The organism is Pedobacter suwonensis (assembly GCF_044762335.1).
Lineage (GTDB): Bacteria > Bacteroidota > Bacteroidia > Sphingobacteriales > Sphingobacteriaceae > Pedobacter.
The window spans coordinates 279,645-297,139 of the sequence record NZ_JBIWEB010000006.1; the positions used below are offsets into that span (position 1 = coordinate 279,645).

13 protein-coding genes and 1 tRNA gene are annotated in these 17,495 nt (G+C 39.7%); 5 read left to right on the plus strand and 9 right to left on the minus strand.

Annotated elements, in window-relative coordinates; genetic code table 11:
• Positions 1 to 12: 12 nt before the first annotated feature.
• The 3 genes from ACIQXP_RS12250 to ACIQXP_RS12260 all read right to left on the minus strand — a co-directional run bounded on the left by ACIQXP_RS12250 (position 13) and on the right by ACIQXP_RS12260 (position 1,624).
• Positions 13 to 534, minus strand: coding sequence for a hypothetical protein (locus ACIQXP_RS12250; protein ID WP_387503958.1), 522 nt, complete (start codon positions 532 to 534; stop codon positions 13 to 15).
• A gap of 7 nt (positions 535 to 541) precedes the next feature.
• The gene (locus ACIQXP_RS12255) at positions 542 to 1,198 is read right to left on the minus strand and encodes a suppressor of fused domain protein (RefSeq protein ID WP_387503959.1); all 657 of its coding nucleotides are present in this window, start codon (positions 1,196 to 1,198) and stop codon (positions 542 to 544) included.
• Positions 1,199 to 1,291: 93 nt separating this feature from the next.
• A complete protein-coding gene (locus tag ACIQXP_RS12260) occupies positions 1,292 to 1,624 on the minus strand; it encodes a magnetosome magnetite crystal formation protein family (protein ID WP_387503960.1) in 333 nt (110 codons plus the stop codon).
• A 196-nt stretch (positions 1,625 to 1,820) separates the two neighbouring features.
• Here ACIQXP_RS12260 and ACIQXP_RS12265 point away from each other — a divergent pair, with 196 nt between their 5' ends.
• A complete protein-coding gene (locus tag ACIQXP_RS12265) occupies positions 1,821 to 3,680 on the plus strand; it encodes a helix-turn-helix transcriptional regulator (protein WP_387503961.1) in 1,860 nt (619 codons plus the stop codon).
• A 96-nt stretch (positions 3,681 to 3,776) separates the two neighbouring features.
• Here ACIQXP_RS12265 and ACIQXP_RS12270 read toward each other — a convergent pair whose 3' ends face one another.
• Positions 3,777 to 4,316, minus strand: coding sequence for an AAA family ATPase (locus ACIQXP_RS12270; protein WP_387503962.1), 540 nt, complete (start codon positions 4,314 to 4,316; stop codon positions 3,777 to 3,779).
• A gap of 371 nt (positions 4,317 to 4,687) precedes the next feature.
• On the opposite strand from ACIQXP_RS12270, the gene ACIQXP_RS12275 reads away from it, so the two are divergent.
• The 3 genes from ACIQXP_RS12275 to ACIQXP_RS12285 are packed head-to-tail and all read left to right on the plus strand — an operon-like array spanning position 4,688 to position 7,140.
• Positions 4,688 to 5,563 carry a universal stress protein gene (locus ACIQXP_RS12275; RefSeq protein ID WP_387503963.1) on the plus strand — a complete coding sequence of 292 codons (876 nt, stop codon included), beginning with the start codon at positions 4,688 to 4,690 and terminating at the stop codon, positions 5,561 to 5,563.
• Positions 5,564 to 5,616: 53 nt separating this feature from the next.
• A complete protein-coding gene (gene adhP / locus ACIQXP_RS12280; RefSeq protein WP_387503965.1) occupies positions 5,617 to 6,654 on the plus strand; it encodes an alcohol dehydrogenase AdhP in 1,038 nt (345 codons plus the stop codon).
• Between the two features lie 30 nt (positions 6,655 to 6,684).
• Entirely contained in the window at positions 6,685 to 7,140 is a 456-nt protein-coding gene (locus ACIQXP_RS12285; RefSeq protein WP_387503967.1) for a pyridoxamine 5'-phosphate oxidase family protein, read from the plus strand.
• Positions 7,141 to 7,235: 95 nt separating this feature from the next.
• On the opposite strand, the gene ACIQXP_RS12290 is transcribed toward ACIQXP_RS12285, so the two are convergent.
• From ACIQXP_RS12290 to ACIQXP_RS12310, 5 genes are all read right to left on the minus strand, one after another.
• Positions 7,236 to 7,320 (minus strand) — tRNA-Ser (locus ACIQXP_RS12290).
• A 172-nt stretch (positions 7,321 to 7,492) separates the two neighbouring features.
• Positions 7,493 to 7,939, minus strand: a complete 447-nt coding sequence (locus tag ACIQXP_RS12295; protein ID WP_134204038.1) for a DoxX family protein — start codon at positions 7,937 to 7,939, stop codon at positions 7,493 to 7,495.
• Positions 7,940 to 8,137: 198 nt separating this feature from the next.
• Positions 8,138 to 8,959 (minus strand): response regulator transcription factor, encoded by an 822-nt coding sequence (locus ACIQXP_RS12300; protein ID WP_387503968.1) that lies wholly within the window; start codon positions 8,957 to 8,959, stop codon positions 8,138 to 8,140.
• On the minus strand, positions 8,944 to 12,114 hold the full coding sequence (locus ACIQXP_RS12305) for a ligand-binding sensor domain-containing protein (RefSeq protein ID WP_387503970.1): 3,171 nt from the start codon (positions 12,112 to 12,114) through the stop codon (positions 8,944 to 8,946). Before ACIQXP_RS12305 ends, ACIQXP_RS12300 begins: the two co-directional genes overlap by 16 nt.
• 100 nt (positions 12,115 to 12,214) lie before the next feature.
• Positions 12,215 to 13,735 carry a TlpA family protein disulfide reductase gene (locus ACIQXP_RS12310; RefSeq protein WP_387503971.1) on the minus strand — a complete coding sequence of 507 codons (1,521 nt, stop codon included), beginning with the start codon at positions 13,733 to 13,735 and terminating at the stop codon, positions 12,215 to 12,217.
• A gap of 537 nt (positions 13,736 to 14,272) precedes the next feature.
• Between ACIQXP_RS12310 and ACIQXP_RS12315 the strand changes: the two genes are divergently transcribed.
• Positions 14,273 to 17,476: a SusC/RagA family TonB-linked outer membrane protein gene (locus tag ACIQXP_RS12315; protein WP_387503972.1), complete on the plus strand. Its 3,204-nt coding sequence runs from the start codon at positions 14,273 to 14,275 to the stop codon at positions 17,474 to 17,476.
• The last annotated feature ends 19 nt before the right edge of the window (positions 17,477 to 17,495 follow it).

Here is a 17,495-nt window from a genome sequence, read left to right on the forward strand (position 1 = left end):
ATGCTTCTCCCATTAATCAAGGTGGTTAACTGAGTTAAACTGTTTTTGTATTTCGGCCAATTTGCTTTCCTCTTTATCAATAAGCTGACGCATTTTCTGTTTTTTGTTCAGTAATTGCAGCTGTTTTGCCATCGCGCTATCGCGCACATGTGCTGTATTTGTTTTATCATGGCTTAGCTGTTGTAGGGCAATCTCCTGTCGGTCAGAAATTTCGAATTGCTTAAGTGCGTTATAATAGCTGATCGCTGCTTTCTTTAAGTCATTTCCATATTTTATGTCGTTTGTTTCCACCGCGTTTATCTTATTGATTACTGTATTAAAAGCCCTTTCTTTATCATCAACCGCCTGCAGAGCACATTTAAAATCGCCGTCAATAATACAACGAAGTTTTCTTTCGTTGGGTCCGTTTTTACCCACCATGATGTTAAACACAGCCCTTTCTGAGTTTGAAAGGACTTTATGTAGCTGAACTGCCTTTTTGGATTGATAAGAAATTAAACAAAAAACCAGCAGTGTAAAAAGGATGTTTCGCATAGCTTTTTTATTTTCTGTTCAGGTCTGTTATCAATAAAGGGTTATCCTTTTTTAGACTTTCAACCAGTTCCTCAACAGCTCCTATGGAGGGATTTTTTTTCAGTTCTTCTACCTCGGTATCGGTAATGCCCACCAACTGAAGAAAGCTAAGTTCGCCATGAGGAGTTTCAATTTTTCCCAGTTCCGGATCCAATGCAAATACAAAACCCGTTATCTGGGTATCGGTATTCAGTCTTATTGGTCCATTAGCCGGTATGAAGTGGTTTTCCTCCAACCATTTTCCACTTGTAAATACATACCTCGCTAAATTATTCATTACCTGGACGGCCCAGATAGGATCTTTTTCATCATCTTTAAATGGTGCTAACCTAAACGTAAATTCAAAGCCCCACTTGCTAAATTCTCCACCGGCTTTTTCTTCATCATAATAAAGTTCGCTCATACCATAGCTGATGATGTGACGGTGAAAGCGCTGGTGGTGGCTATCATATATGCTGGCGCCATCTATAGGGTCGGTTCCGCCCGCTACGTAATGGATGCCGCATAGCGGTGGATAATGCCTGGCTTCGGTTTTGCCATAAATTTTTTCCAGTTGATCATCTATCGCCTGCCATCCGGGGCTATCATCTGGGTTAAACTGTTGTTTATATTGTTCAGTAGTCATGATCAGGTTAATTAAGTTTAAAATGCTTTCAAAGATGCTGCCATTTTGCGAGTTGAGCTATCGCGTTTTCATATCGATACAGCGTTAGTAAGCTCAGTTAGAAAAATTGAACTTCCTTTCAAATACTTTTCCGATCAATGGGACAGGCTTTTCTAAACCATTATTGGCCGTTACCATACCCAACAGCATCAATACAAATGGAAGTAATAAAATGAGATAAAATACAAAGCCCAACGAGGGTATGATGGCCAGGATAATACTACTCAAGACACTTAATAAGACAGAAGTAATGATAATGCCAAGCGACTGCCCCAAATGGTAATTGGCCAATGCACTTTTATCTTTGGATTTTTTAAATTCCAGGTAAGAAATAATCCATCCGATGAGTGTAATATAGGCGACTACCGCAATTGTTTTCTGTTTCATAATTTGAATTTCTAGTAAATTGAACAATACAAAATTACCTCTGCCTTTATGTTTCATCAAGAAAAGAGAACCTACACTGCGACTACCAATTTTTAAAAAGCCGTCTACAAGGAGACTACAAAAGCCTTAAAAATGGCTGATTTTCGATTAATTGTCGTAATTCTGTTGTTGTAAATGTTTCTTTCTATTTTTGATTATGCAGCTACCACTGAAAAAATTACCGGTTATTTTACTTTGTCTTTTATTTTTTTTAAAAAGTGCAGAAGCGCAAAAGATCTATTTAGATTCGTTAAACCATTTGCTGGCGCAAAGCACTTCAAAAGAAGAAAAGGCAAATATATACTGCAAACTCGCCAAGGCTAATTTTGAAAAAAACCTTCCACTATCCTTTCAACAGGCAAGCGCGGCTATTAAAGTTGCAGCGGGGTTAAAAGACGGAAAAAGTAAAGCCATGGCCTATGCTACACTTGTACATTTATATGTATGGAAAAAAGATCTCAAAAGTGCTTATGCAAGTTTAGATAGTGCCCAACTTTATGCTCAAAGAACAAAAGACCGTATTGCATTGGGCTTTGTATGGTTTAGAAGTGGTTGGCTAGATCTGGTAAACGATGAGAATGATAAATCGGTACCCAAGCTGCTTAAAGCCCTGGATTTTTTTAAAGGCCAGCATGCAGATGATTACGAAAGTACCATATATCACTATCTGGCCAGTTTTTATGGCTACGGTAATGATCCGTTAAAGCAACAGAAATATGCCAGGTTATGTTACTCGAGCGCGATAAAAAGTAAACAGATTGATTTGTTAAACAATGCTTATTTTACCATTGGCCAAAGTTATTATGATCGTTTTAAGCAGGATACACTAAAACGTTATCTGCTTGATTCGGCTTTGTATACCTATAAAAAATCACTTAGGCTCTCAAAAGAACAGGAGGGACGTATGCTTACCTATAGCAATACCGCTGCATCTGCTTTAAATACGGCCAACGCCTATTTCCAGTATTACCCTGCTTCCTATCGTGATAGTGCCGAAAAATATGTTGATATCGCCATGGGAATTGCTGAAAAGACAAATTTACTTGAGGTTTTACTAAACTGCTATGGGTTAAGAAGCGAATATGCATTACGCGACGGAAACTATGATGAAGCAGAAAAACTACTTCTCACCGGATTGGATAAAATTTCGGGAGTAGTGGTAAAAATGCCACTAACACAGGCCAGGATATACCAGGGGCTCGCCAATATTACTGAAAAAAAAGGTAATCAGCAGGCAGCATTAAATTATTTAAAGCAGTATTTTAATTATTATAAAAAGGCTTTTGATGAAGAAAAAATAAACAGTACCGTTAGGATAGAGGCACAGTATCAATCTCAAAAAAATGAGCGGGAGATTGCTTATTTACAGCAGCAAGCCAGGTATACCAAAAAACTAAATGTTTTTTATATTATTTCGGGATTAACGGGGATTGCTGCATTGCTTTTATTGCTGATGTCTTACAATTATAAACTTAAAGCATCGATCAGGAAACAGGAATTGATTGATCAGGAGAAAAGGGCTGTTGAATTAAAAGCACAGTTAAAAGAAGCAGAGGCCATGCAGCTTCAAACCGAGCAGGTTTTGCTAAAAGAGCGCCAGGAGCGCCTGGAAAAGGAAGTATTGGCAGGAAATTTACAGATCGAAGAAAAAAACGAACTGCTGGAGCTTATACCGGAAAAGGTAAATCCTGAAAGCCATCTTTCGCTTGATGAGCAGATTAAACGGATTGTGAACCAACAGAAAAAGATGGATAAGGTATTTGAAGAACACAAGACAGATTTTATCGAAACCAATCCCGCTTTTTTTGAACGCTTGCAGGAAAAAGCAAACCATACCCTTACCCGGCTCGATCTTAAATACTGTTCATATATGCTGATGGGACTAAGCAATAAAGAGGTTTCTGTTCGTTTAGGTATTGAACCCAAAAGTGTTCGCATGAGCCGTTACCGCATTAAACAAAAGTTGGGTTTAGGTAAGGAGGAAGATTTGAATTTGTTTCTGCAGCAATTAGGGTAAGCGTCTGGTAGATTAATGATGGAAGGTCGGCAAGACGATATTTTGAAAAATGTTTTCCCGAAACCAAACCTATGGATCAGAATATTGATTGTATTTTTAAACACGATTAATAACCGCTAAAATTCGTTCTAACCGCTCCGCTACAGTGGTATCTCCTTCAATTTTCATAACCGGGCATTTTACACTTGCCAGCCAGGTTTCATGAATGCCAATATTCCGTCCTGTAAAGGAGCGGTCATCATATTTCGATGCCCAATCCATAAACTCCAGAAACAATTTGTGCCGCTGCGGATCGTCATAGATATCATTCCCATATCGTTTTATTTCCCTTTTAACCAGGCGTTCCATTCTGATCTCTTTAGGCAGGTAAAGGAAAACCGCAAGGTTGAACATCTGTTTCCATTCATCCCCCCAGCTTACCAGCGAGCCACCTACAATATAGCTTTCCGTTTGGTTCAGCTCATTTTTGAGCATCTGGTTCCGCAATTTGGGATCTCTTTTTACCGTATAGGGAACAGCAGATTTTTCCCAGAAGAAACGATCAGTATCAAAATAGGGGATATTTAATCTGGCAGATAAAGCTTCGCCCAGTGTTGTCGTGCCTGCACAGGATGCACCAAGGATATGGATTTTCATGATGCAAAGATATTGCAAAATGTCTCATTGAAATTTAAAATTCATAGCCGATAAATTTTTATCTATAGTCTGCATGTCTTTACCTATCTGGCGTAAGATGTGTACTCAGTTGGTACAAAGCCTGGCTTGTGCTTTTGTTAAGCTTATTGATTGTTCAATATTGGACGAAAAGTAAAATGCCTAAATATCTTTTGATTACGGGAATAACCATGCCGCTATATCTGCTATTAGAAATCCCTCCTTATCGAAGCCAAGCAATAGTAAGCGTAGTTTTTACTGCATTTCTTTGAAAATCATTTAAATAGCTGATGCTGCTCACATTTTTAACATGGATTTTTTTCAAAATTTATGCTTAATAAATAGCGCACGATATGAAAAAAATCCTGGTACCCGTTGATTTCTCTCCGACAGCAGAGAATGCAGCAAATTATGCAACTGACCTGGCCTACAATATTGGGGCAAGGTTAGAACTAATCCATGTTTTTCAGCTTCCTATCGTACCACCCTTAGCAGCGTCGATGGTTTGGCCATCTGAAGAATACAGCCAAATGGAAGACGATGCTAAAAAAGCCCTGGAGAAATTGCTTCATAAGATTGAAAAGAGATACGAAGCTGCCTACAAGGATTACAGCCTTAAACCAGAAGTGTATTCGAAACTGGTTTATGGCGAAGTGGATGATGAGGTTGGTAAGGTTTTTACTGAATGTAAAATGAATCTCGTTGTAATCGGCTTGAACAGTGCAAGTAAGCTCTCCAAAATTGTGGTCGGTAGTAATGCCAGAAAAATGATTGAGCGCGAAATACCGCTTTTACTCATACCTGGTGGTTATCAGTTTAAGAAACTAAAAAAAATTGCCTTCGCTACCGATTTCAGTCATACCGATATCCCCGTTTTATGTTCACTTGCCGAATTTGCAAAACCTTTTAATGCTGATATACTCATCATGCATACCGGTCATCCAGCATCGGAACCGGCAGGTTACAAACAGAAAACAGAAGATTTTTTAAATCGGGTAGCCGATAGGGTCAACTATAAAAATATCTATCACAGGCATGTAAACAGCGAGCGGGTTAAAGATGGCCTCGACTGGATCGTGGAAAATGGTCAGATCGATATGCTGGTGATGGTACATCGGAAACAAGGATTTTTTTATCGCTTGTTCAATGGTAGCTATACATTAACCATGTCTGATCATATTCAGATCCCGCTCCTGGTTTTACCACCCGAACACCGCATTCCGATGTAAAGCCTGTTGATTTTCAGAAACTTAATTATGAAATCTATTCTAAACAAAAAAATATGTATCCTAAAACCATGAAAGCCGCGGTTGTCCACCAGTATGGGGGACCGCTGGCCATAGAAGAACTGCCAGTCAGACCGCTCAATCAATATGAGGTTCTGGTAAAAGTAATTTCATGCGGTGTATGCCATACTGACCTGCACGCCTGTAACGGGGACTGGCCGGTAAAATCGAAAATGCCGTTGGTACCTGGTCACGAAGCCATCGGTTTGGTAGCCGCAATGGGGCATGATGTTAAAACTGTTAAAGAAGGCGATGTAGTTGGCGTTCCGTGGTTGTACAGTGCCTGTGGTTGTTGCGAATTTTGCCTAACAGGTTGGGAAACATTATGCTACGAACAACAAAATGGCGGTTATAGTGTTGATGGTGGGTTCGCAGAATATGTAATCGCCGATTCCAGGTACGTTGCCCATTTTCCTTCGCACGTAAATTTTGCGGAAATGGCGCCGATTATCTGTGCAGGGGTTACCGTTTACAAAGGTTTAAAAGAAACTGAGGTGAAAGCAGGTGAATGGGTTGCCATATCAGGTATTGGCGGATTAGGCCATTTAGGCGTTCAGTATGCAAAAGCCATGGGGTTACAGGTTGCTGCGATTGATGTTTCAAACGATAAATTGGATCTGGCCAGAAAATTAGGTGCCGACATTGTGGTTAATGCACTTGAACAGGATCCAGGGGAATTCCTTAAAAAACAAACAGGGGGAATGCACGGCGTATTGGTTACAGCAGTATCGCCAATCGCTTTCAGCCAGGGGCTTTCCGCATTGCGCAGAAAAGGTACTTTGTCGCTAAACGGATTACCCCCGGGCAGTTTCGATCTTCCCATATTTGATACCGTATTAAACAGGATTACGATCAGGGGTTCTATTGTAGGAACGAGAAAAGACATGCAGGAAGCTATCGAATTCGCTGTGGATGGCAAGGTGAGGGCACAGATTAAATCCGCAAAACTGGAAGACATCAACGATGTGTTTGAACAGATGAAAATGGGAGAAATAGAGGGCAGGGTTGTTTTAGATATTTCAGGAGGCCAGTAGCAATAATTATTCAACATTAATTTTTCGAAAATGTTAGGAACATTAAAAGAAGAGGATATTGAAAAGCTCCTTAGAGAACAATATATAGGTCGTTTAGGCTGCCACGCCCATGGGGTGAGTTACATTGTGCCCATTAATTATGTGTACCGCAACGGTACAGTTTATGCCCATTCTGCTCCCGGACAAAAAATCAGGATGATGAGAAGCAACCCACAGGTCTGTTTCCAGATTGACCAGATCCGTGACACCTTCAACTGGAAAAGTGTAGTGTGCTGGGGCAAATTTGAAGAAATTACCGATACTTCAGAAAAGCAAAACGTTTTGCAGGGCATTATCCACCGGATGATGCCTTTAACCAATACATCATCAGAGCAGCCATCGCATGGCACAGGCAAAACAGATACGCATGATGAAGAAATGATTGTGTTCAAAATTGTACTGCACCTAAAAACGGGGAGATTTGAGGTTAATGACAGGAGTAATTGATCCGTTTAAAAGAATATCCTCAGCATTCGAATTTAGAACAGGATGTTTAAATAAAAAAAGCCCGAAATCTATCGATTTCAGGCTTTTTTATGATGCGGAGAGCGAGGGATTCGAACCCCCGGACCTGTTACAGTCAACAGTTTTCAAGACTGCCGCATTCGACCACTCTGCCAGCTCTCCGCTGCAAAAGTAGGAATTTGGCGTTAATCTCCAAACCTTTTCCGATCAAATATTTTAATTAATATTTTAAGTCTTGTTAATCATTTAGTTAGAATGCATAAAAAATAAAAGAGCATCCGTAAACGGCCGTTTAATGCCGTTAATCGTGACAATCGGTTACCTTTAACTTTAACTAAACTGCTTCTTTAGGATTAATTTTCTGTCGTTCAACAGATAAATATCCATTTCCTTCAATGGCGAAACAGATTAATCCGGCCAGTACCGAAATGGAAATCCAGAATTCAGAATAGGGTTTAAAAATTCCACCAGAGATATTGATGAAGAATACGGCACCAATCAGTATCGGTAAGTTTATCAGGCAGAATGTGCGGGTGTACGTACCCAGTGTGATGGCCAAACCACCGATAATATGTAAAACAATAATAAGGTGCGCCAGCAGGCTGATGCTGATTGCCGTACCAAGAAAAGCACCTCTCATTAAATTGCTAAAAGCTTGCATATTGATATAAAAATCAATGCCTTTCCACATTAACACGAGGCCTAATAAGATTCTGAAAAAATCAAGCCATTTTGGGTGGTGGTGATCGCCCCAGTTTTCGATTTTCTTAAGCATTTTCATAGCTTCTATATTTTGGTTATTACAATTTACACATAATAAATATTAATAACAATACGTAGCTAATGATTTGAAATTGAGGAGACTTTTGCCTATTTGAGCGGGATGTTGACAAAGCGGTCATGATCTTAACTAAAATGTATGCGGAAAAGATTACTTGGCAGATTTCTCCGTTCCGCTTCAGCCGAAAATCACGTTGATTTATCCTCTTTTCTTCTCTGCTATTTTACTGTTAACATAGTCAGTAGGCGACAGGCCAAATTGTTTTGCAAAATTCCTTCCAAAATGTGATTGTGAACTATAACCCACCAACTCCGAGATTTCGTAAATTTTCAATAATCCCTCATTTAAAAGCTCGGCAGCTTTTTTTAACCTTGCTAAATTGATCAGTTCATTCGGACTTAAATTAGAAATGGATTTTATTTTCCGGTAAAGCGTTGGCCGGCTCATGTTCATCTTTTCTGCCAGATGCTCCACGTCAAGATCCTGATTGCTGATGTTTTGGTTAATGGTATCCTGTAATTTTTCTAAAAATAGCTCATCTGCCTTAGAATAGGCCATGCTTTTCAGGTGGAGGAGGGGAGAATTGGAGAAATATTCTTTGATCTTGTTTCTGTTTTTAAGCAGACTGGAAATCTGCACCTGTAGGAATTCTGGTGAAAAGGGCTTCTCTACATAGGCATCGGCACCCAGTTCTAAGCCCTCAATTTTGGATTGCAGCGAATTTTTTGCAGTCAGCAAGATCACAGGGATATGGCTGAACTCCATAGTCGATTTTACTTTGGCACAAAATTCAAAACCGTCCATTTCGGGCATCATCACATCGCTAATAATGAGTTGGACAATTTCACTTTGTAGTATAGCAAAGGCCTCTTTACCGTTTTTGGCTTGTAATACACGATATTTTTCTTCCAGATCATCCGAAATGAAATCAAGGATATCTTCGTTATCGTCAACCAATAACACCACAGCCCTGTCTTCATCAATATCTTTAATGGTAAACCCAGTTACAATTTCTTCCATTTTCCGTTCAGGTTAAATTCTATCCGTTGATGGATCGGCAGCGCTAATACAAAGATATTAAAATCATCCTCTTTAAAATCCAAATAAAGTTCCCCTCTGTGCAGTTGCGCAAGCGATTTTGATATCGATAGGCCTATTCCTGTCCCTGCCTTTATCGCTGTTTCTTTGCCCCTGAAAAAAGGTTCAAATATCTTGTCCTTAATTTCTATAGGAATCCTGTTCCCGTCATTTTTAACCTTCACCATAAACTGACCGCCTTCCGGTAAAGATAAATTGATCTCCACAGTATTTATTCCATATTTAAGCGCGTTGCTGACCAGATTGCTGATTATTTTATAAAAAGCTTCAATATCGATATACGCATGAAGGTTTTGCTCTGGTAAATGAAGGTTATATATAATGTTTTGCTGTTCTGCAGCTGGCTGGAACTGTAGAAATATATCTTTTAAAATTTCAGAAATGTCGGCTTTTACAAAGTTTAACGAAAATTCGCTGGTTTCCGTCTTTCTGAAATTCAATAATTGGTTGGTTAACTTGAGCAATCGATCAGTATTCCGGGCCATAATCCGCAAATTCTTTTCTATCGCAGGTATGGCATTTGCCTGTTTAATCAGTTTCTCCATCGGCCCGATGATCAACGTGAGCGGCGTTCTGATTTCATGAGCAACGTTGGTAAAAAATTCAATCTTGGCCTGGTAAATTTCCTTCTGTTTTTCATGCTCAAAAACTTCCATCCGCCTGCTGTTTTTTAATGCAATTTTCTGATGGTAACTTCTTATCAGGAAGAAAATAATTCCGCCTGTGGCGATCAGGTAAATTAAATAGGCAAGGGGACTGAAGTAAAAAGGAGGATATATTTTAATCAGCAGTTTAGTATTTTTGGTACTCCAACTGTTGCTTCCTTCAACGAGTGCTTTTACCTCAAAAATGTAATTGCCAGGCGCAAGTTTTGTAAAATAAACTTTCCTGTTGGTTTTTAGATATTCCCAGTTTTTATAAAGCCCCGTCATTTTATAAGCGTACTCGGTCATTTCGGGCGATAGGTAGCTTAAAGCCGCAAAATCGATGCTGAAAGAGGATTGATTATGATTAAGTTCGACAGTATCGGCATAAACGATGGATTTATTGTCGAGCGGATCTTTCACGTTAGGACTCATTTCTGAACCGTTGATCTGAAATCCGGTCAAAAATATGGGTGGCGCGTACGTTGACGTCTTTAAATTGGCTGGATTAAAACTGACCAACCCTTTTACACCACCGAAATAGATTTGGCCACTTTCATCCTGATAGGCAGAACTGTAATTAAACTGATCGGAAAGTAATCCGTTAGCTTTTGAATAGGTTTTACTTAAGGCTGTAGCGGGATCAAAATGGATAAGCCCCCTGGTACTGCTAATCCAGAACTTGTTCAAGGCATCTTCCTCAATGCGGAACAGGTAATTGCTGGGAAAACCATTTTTTACTCCATAGCGCTTAAATTGATGTTTCTGCCGGTCGAACCTGCAAAGTCCTCCGCCATCTGTAGTTACCCAAATATGCTTTTGGCTATCTTCAAAAATACTATTTACGGAGTTATGGCTTAAACTCTTTGCATCCTTTGGGATATTACGGTAATTTACATAACCTGGTTTGGATAAATTAAATTGAAATACACCATCGTTGAAGCTACCTGCCCAAATGTTGCCCTGGCTATCTTCCATAACTGAATAATAAAAAATGAAAGGCAGTCCGGTAATAGGGTCAAAATCATCTCTTTTACGGTTGTATCGGTAAATGCCATTAATGGTCCCGACCAATATTTCGCCCGATCGCGTTTTGCAAAAAGTAACGATAAAATTGGTACGCAGAGCGTTTCCTACACCGGCCTGGTAGTGTTTAATCACCTTTTCTGTTTTCAGGTCTAAAAGATCTAATCCATGTTCAAAAGTACCGATCCAGAGTCTGTCGCCATCAACCAGTAAGCCATGGATATTGGAATAAGCAATGCTTCCTGGTTTTCCATCTGGCAAAAAATGTTTAAAGATACCTGTTTTTACATGGAGCTTATTCAGGCCGGCATCTTCCGTACCGATCCATAAATTACCTGCTCCATCTTTTTTAATTTCCCTTACATCACTTCCGCTGATTGAATTGGTGCCATTTTGCGGAAAGTATTTGGTAAACAATGAAGTATGGCTTGAGTAATAATTTACTCCTCCAAAGTAGGTGCCGGCCCAAACGCCACCTTCACGATCGATGCAAATGGTATAAACCGCATTATCGCTTAAAGAATAATCATTATTGTACTGCTTTTTGAGGTGGATAATTGCTCCGCTCTCGTCATTATAAATGTAAATGCCAGATTCTGTGGCAATCCAAAACTCGTGTGGACTTGCCTTTTTTATGTCGCGGACGAAAATTGGCGTTTTGTCGTCGTTTAACTTTAGTATGTTTTTTGATGTTAAGGTAACAGGGTTGAAAAGTTTAACCCCTTGATTGGTAGTGCCGACCAATAGATTTCCGTTTTCAGTTTCTGCAATCCTGGATACCCACCCGTATTCTGCTTTGGCATTTTTTCCATTGATGTTGAACTGCTGAAAATTATTTTTTTCGGGAATGTATTTTTCCAGCGTTCCCTTTCCGGTACTGATCCATACACTGCCATCTTTTAAAACTGTAACCAGCGAGGCATCAAATGGTGCGTTATGTGCAAATGCCTTTATTTTCTTGCTATGCTTTTGATATAAGTATATTTTGAATGAAGACAGAATCCATAAATTTCCATGTTGATCGCTTGCCAAATCGATAATCCGCATCCCTTTAGTGCCTTTAATCATGGTGAAGCTTTCTTTGGCAGGATTGTATTGGTATACACCATTATTTGTACCTACCCAAAGGGTCTGTTGCTGATCGTGGTGGAGCGCATAAATCAGATCGTTGCCCAAACTGCCTGCCTGATCCTGATCGTGGCGATAAGTTTTAAAAGCATAACCGTCAAATCGGTTCAGGCCATCTTTTGTGCCAAGCCACATAAAGCCGTTCCCGTCCTGCACGCTGCAAAAGGCCGTATTGTTAGAAAGTCCGTTCTCTACCTGGTAATGCCTGAAATAGTATGGCTGCGCCAAAAGTAGCTTGGCCGAAAACAAAAGATATAAAAGGATGATGAGTTTTTTCAAGAGATCCCTGGTCAGTAGCGCCAAATATATTAAAGAATTGTTTCGCTTTCAGGTTAATTTGCATTTGAGCTGATATGTATTAAGGTTGAGACGGACGAGTTTAATGCGTTAACGCCTCTTCCAGTTGTTTAATTAAGATTTCTCTGTTCATGGGGAAACCTGCTTTTGATAGTTCATAGCTTCCATCCCTTTTAATGATTACATAAGTTGGGAAACCATCGCCCTTCACTTTTTGCATGATATCTTTTGTCAATTTTAAATTGGCAAGAATATGAAAGCCCTCCATATTGAAATACGGAATAAGTTTTTTCCAGTCAGCTTCATTACTTTGATCATGATTGGCAATGTATAGGTAATCAATACCTCTGCCTTTAAAATGGTCTTTTATGGCCTGTCCGTTGGTTTCGATTTCTGATCTGCAGGGGCCGCACCAGGTTCCCCACATATCCAGTAACATTGTTTTGCCTTTATAGGCTGCCAAAATCTCTTCGAAAGTATTGAGGTCTGATCCGTTGTTTTTCGCAATGATCATTTTGTCATTCAAAGGCTTTTGTTCTCTAATCAAATAAGCTTCAACATAAGGTTTGATCCAGTTAATATATCTGCTTTTTGGGAAGCGGTATTTAAAACGTTCGAAAATCTGTGGAACATTTTTATAATAGGCTTCATTGATCGCATCATCAAATAAGGTCATGTAGAGTATCTCTGCCGATTGCCCTGAAAAGTACTTATTGATTATTTTTTCCTTAAGAAGATTTGTGGAATCATCAGAATAGGCAATCATACCCTCTTTCTGATCCATATTGTACCATTCAGGAAAAAAATTTTCAGGTTCAATGGACGCCATCATCCATAGTTTTTCTTTTTTACGTAATAAAAACTCTTGGATCAAGCGCAGGTAGTTCGGAGTATAAACAGCCTGTTCATTATTGATTGATTTTTCATCGATGAGACTGTCTTGTATTTTTTCCCAACCTGACTTGGTGCCTTTGATGTAGCTATCCTGAATTTTGAATTTATTATTCTCTTTAAATGAAAAATAGGTTTTCGCGGCGAAATACTTTTGGTTTAATTGCCAGTCTGAAATAAATCTTTTGGTTGGTTTATACTTTCTGACATAATTATCGAAGTTTTGCTGCTGTTTAATTTCTTCTTTTTTGATGGCGCTAATTACCCGTACAGGCGTTGTATCGCCATAAAACTCATGCACATCAAATGGTTTTTTGATCAGTGCAATTAAAGGTTGATTATTTTCTGCACCACTTCCAATAACGGTGATTCCAAAATCGGGACGGTCAAAATCTACCCTTATGTTTAAATGGTTTCCTGGTTCAATATATAAATTATAAAATAAATATTCTCTGTCAGTTCTGCCCAAACACCGAAGATCAAAAAAACCTGCTCTCTTTAGGTCAAGGCTTAAACAGCCTGATTTTTTCTTATTCAATTTTACCTCCATCGCTGTGGATTCCGCAAACTCGTTTTCAAAGATTTGCCTTGTATCCAACAATGAAAATTCTTCTGCTTTCGAGTTTGCAAGGCTTACAGTAAGGGTAGTTTTTTGTGCAAAACCAATCGTGGCCCACAATATGAATAGGGAGCATAATAAAGATTTTTTCATCTAAGCGTTATTAAAGAGATGATTCAAATCTATCTAATAACTTGTTTGTAAACAATGAAATTTTTTATTTTAACTGATGTTTGTCAATGAAATTTTTTAATTTTTATTTAGGATAGCCCGAAAAACAGCGAAGCGACCAATTTTATAGCCCTGAAAACTATTTATTGTCAATTTTAAACTTAGTTAACGACTTGCGTTCCCTTTAAGAGATTGGGGTCCGATCTAAATTGGTACTACTATTTTTTGTTGAAAAAAACCTGCTGTCCCTAACCGAAACCAACTAGACCCCATCATTTCCAAAAAAATAGTCTCACCTGAGATAACGAGTGGTTTGATCTCCTATAATACGAATCCAAAGCTTAAACGTTTTAGCAAATGATCATTCTCGGATTTTTCCAATCTCGCAAATCGAGACAAAATGAAGAAAGATTGATACAAATGTATATCCCTCTTGAAAGCTAAAAACCGAATCTTTGAAAAGAATTAATTGGAACTAAAACCATTTACTTCCAGTAATAACCAAATCTCTAACCAAATATGAAAAGAAGTTTATTCTCCCGTGACGGCTTTTTAAGCCCGGATTGGTACTTGCTTCAAAAGATGTTTTTGAAAAGCAAAATCCGTTCTGCTATTTTAACCTCGATTACCTTACTCTTATTTTCATTTCAGCTTATTGCGCAGGAACAAAGTACCGTTACCGGTACCGTGACCGACGAAAAAGGCGAAACAGTTGTAGGTGCCAGTATTAAAATTAAGGGCACAAGCACGGGGGCAACAACAGATGCGGACGGAAAATTTAAAATTCAGGTTGCCGATAAAAATGCGACCCTGATTTTTATCTATGTAGGTTATGTTAACCAGGAAATTGCTCTTGCAGGGCGATCGCAGGTTAATGTTAAACTTAAACCTTCCAACAACGATCTTTCAGAAGTGGTGGTAGTGGGCTATAACACACAGAAAAAGGAAGCCATAACAGGGGCCATTTCTTCCATCAGCAGTAAAGACCTGGAAAAAGTACATGGTGGCTCAACCGTGAGTACGGGCCTTGCCGGTAAACTGCCTGGTGTATCGTTCAGGATGCCTGATGGCAGACCGGGGTCAAGTGCCAACATCCAGATCCGTAACATGGGCAACCCCTTATATGTTATAGATGGGATTCAGCAGGATGCGGGTCAGTTTAATAACATTTCGCCCAATGATATCGAAACCATTAGTGTGCTAAAAGATGCTTCAGCCGCTATTTATGGTAGCCGGGCTGCTAACGGGGTAATTTTAGTAACGACCAAGAGGGGTAAAAACAGTACACGTAATACCTTTAGTGTTGATGCTTATACCGGATGGCAGAACTGGGTACGTTTCCCTGAAACGACTGATGCCTACCAATGGATGTTGGGAAAGGCTACCGCAGAATTGAATCAAAACGGCAAAACTGATATTACCCAGGCCGAACTGGATAAATGGAAAGCCGGAACAGAATATGGTTACCAGAGCCAGAACTGGAAAGATATCATTATTGCACCCAATGCCCCACAGTCATCCATTAATTTAAGTGCTTCCGGTGGCAGCGACAAGGTAAATTATTATTTTTCTGGCACACACCTAGACCAGAAAGGAGTATACGGAAAGGCAAGGGAATTCGATTTTAACCGAACCAATATCCAAAGTAATATTGAAGCTAAAATAACCGACCGTTTTAAAGTGGGGATGCTTATTAATGGCCGTATTGAAAGCCGCGATCAGCCAGGCGTACCGGGTGGAGATGATTACTGGGCCGCCCGTTTTGCTTTATTGAGAAACAGGCCGACAGAGCAGGCTTATGCCAATGGCAATCCTGATTATCCGAACGATATTGGGCATAATACCGAACAGTTCGCCGTGCAGAGTAAAGCCTTAAGCGGATACTGGAAGTCAGACTGGAGGGTTTTACAGACCAATTTATCAGCCAGTTATGATACCCCTATCAAAGGATTGGAAATTAAAGGTTTGTATTCTTATTATATTGCCGATAACGTAATCAATGGTCATGAGTATACCTACAACGTATATAGTTACCACCCTGAAACTGGTGTTTATGAAGAAAAAGTAGGAAGCTCTAATCCTTACCGGGAACGCAGGAACGAAAAGATATACACCAATACTTATCAGTTGCAGGCCAACTATAACCGCACTTTTGGCAAACATACTGTTGGTGGTGTTTTAGTAGCGGAGCGTTTAGATCGTTTTAGGACTTATACTTTCCAGCATGCAGTACCACAAACCAATATTTTGCCTGTTTTGCAGTTTGCAGATATGGACGGGCAGGACTTCGCCGATATTCAGGAGGAAGAAGCCCGTATCGGATATGTAGCCAGGTTAAACTATAACTATGACAATAAATATTACCTGGAACTTTCAGGCCGTAGAGATGCCTCGTGGAAGTTTGCACCCGACAGACGTGTAGGTTATTTCCCTTCCGCATCCATTGGTTGGAGAATTACCCAGGAAAAATTTATGAAGTCGCTTTTAGGTGAAAGCACCATTTTAAATGATCTGAAACTTCGGGCTTCGTATGGCGTACTGGGAGATGACGATCTGGGTATCGATCCTTTTGCCTACATCCCTGGATACCGCTATAATCAAGGTTCTGTGATTTTGGATGGAAAGAATATCACCACTTCAAGGGACAAGGGTCCCGTTATCAATAATCTTACCTGGTTCGAGAGCAAGATTACTGATATCGGTCTGGACTTTGTGATGTTCAATAGCAAGCTTTCAGGAACAGCTGACTATTTTTACAGAAAACGTACCGGATTGCCGGCCATTAAAAATGATGTAGTGGTTCCGAGTGAACTGGGCTACGGTTTAAGCCCTGAAAACCTGGAAAGCGATGCGCAGTTCGGAGCCGAGTTTGCGTTAAATTACCGGGATAAAATCGGAGAATTCAACTACAACGTGGGTGGAAATATCTCCATCAGCCGGAGAAAATTTTTAGATCAGTATAAGCCACGTTATGGCAATTCATGGGATCAATACAGAAATATCAGGAACCAACGATACACTGATATTTTTTGGGGATATGAAGTAACCGGACAATTTCAGAACATTGACGAGATCAATAATTATAAAGTAAACATCGATGGACAGGGAAACCGCTCTTTATTGCCAGGCGATTTAATTTATAAGGACCAAAATGGTGACGGTGTAATCAATGACCTGGATCAAAGACCGATCGGATATACCACAACAGGCCAGCCGAACATCGGTTTTGGTTTTACCATCGGCGGTTCTTACAAAAACTTTGATTTTACAGCAGATTTTTCAGGCGGTGCCATGTACTCCTGGAACCAGAACTGGGAACAGCGCTGGGCATTTCAGAATACGGGTGCTTTATTGCAGAACTTCGCTGATGACAGCTGGCATCGTGCCAATCCATACGACCTGAACAGTGCATGGATCCCTGGGAAATACCCTGCATTGCGTTTTAATGACGCCGGGCACAGCAACTACAACAAAAATTCCACTTTCTGGCTGCATAATGTAAGGTATTTACGTGCCCGTACGCTTGAGGTAGGCTATACCATACCAAAAAGATGGGCCGAAAAAATCAAGATTCAAAATGCCAGGGTTTATGTAAACGGATACAACCTGTTTTCTATCGATAACCTGAGCGATTATGGTGTTGACCCCGAAATCGCAGATGATAACGGTTTACAGTATCCTCAGAACAAGTTTTTTAACATCGGACTTAAATTAACGCTGTAACATGAAAAAGACTAATCAA

Excerpts from the sequence above, each read along its gene's own strand:
- ACIQXP_RS12250 (WP_387503958.1), bottom strand. The coding sequence starts at position 534 with ATGCGAAACATCCTTTTTACACTGCTGGTTTTTTGTTTAATTTCTTAT.
- ACIQXP_RS12255 (WP_387503959.1), bottom strand. The coding sequence starts at position 1,198 with ATGACTACTGAACAATATAAACAACAGTTTAACCCAGATGATAGCCCC.
- ACIQXP_RS12260 (WP_387503960.1), bottom strand. The coding sequence starts at position 1,624 with ATGAAACAGAAAACAATTGCGGTAGTCGCCTATATTACACTCATCGGA.
- ACIQXP_RS12265 (WP_387503961.1), top strand. The coding sequence starts at position 1,821 with ATGCAGCTACCACTGAAAAAATTACCGGTTATTTTACTTTGTCTTTTA.
- ACIQXP_RS12270 (WP_387503962.1), bottom strand. The coding sequence starts at position 4,316 with ATGAAAATCCATATCCTTGGTGCATCCTGTGCAGGCACGACAACACTG.
- ACIQXP_RS12275 (WP_387503963.1), top strand. The coding sequence starts at position 4,688 with ATGAAAAAAATCCTGGTACCCGTTGATTTCTCTCCGACAGCAGAGAAT.
- adhP (WP_387503965.1), top strand. The coding sequence starts at position 5,617 with ATGTATCCTAAAACCATGAAAGCCGCGGTTGTCCACCAGTATGGGGGA.
- ACIQXP_RS12285 (WP_387503967.1), top strand. The coding sequence starts at position 6,685 with ATGTTAGGAACATTAAAAGAAGAGGATATTGAAAAGCTCCTTAGAGAA.
- ACIQXP_RS12295 (WP_134204038.1), bottom strand. The coding sequence starts at position 7,939 with ATGAAAATGCTTAAGAAAATCGAAAACTGGGGCGATCACCACCACCCA.
- ACIQXP_RS12300 (WP_387503968.1), bottom strand. The coding sequence starts at position 8,959 with ATGGAAGAAATTGTAACTGGGTTTACCATTAAAGATATTGATGAAGAC.
- ACIQXP_RS12310 (WP_387503971.1), bottom strand. The coding sequence starts at position 13,735 with ATGAAAAAATCTTTATTATGCTCCCTATTCATATTGTGGGCCACGATT.
- ACIQXP_RS12315 (WP_387503972.1), top strand. The coding sequence starts at position 14,273 with ATGAAAAGAAGTTTATTCTCCCGTGACGGCTTTTTAAGCCCGGATTGG.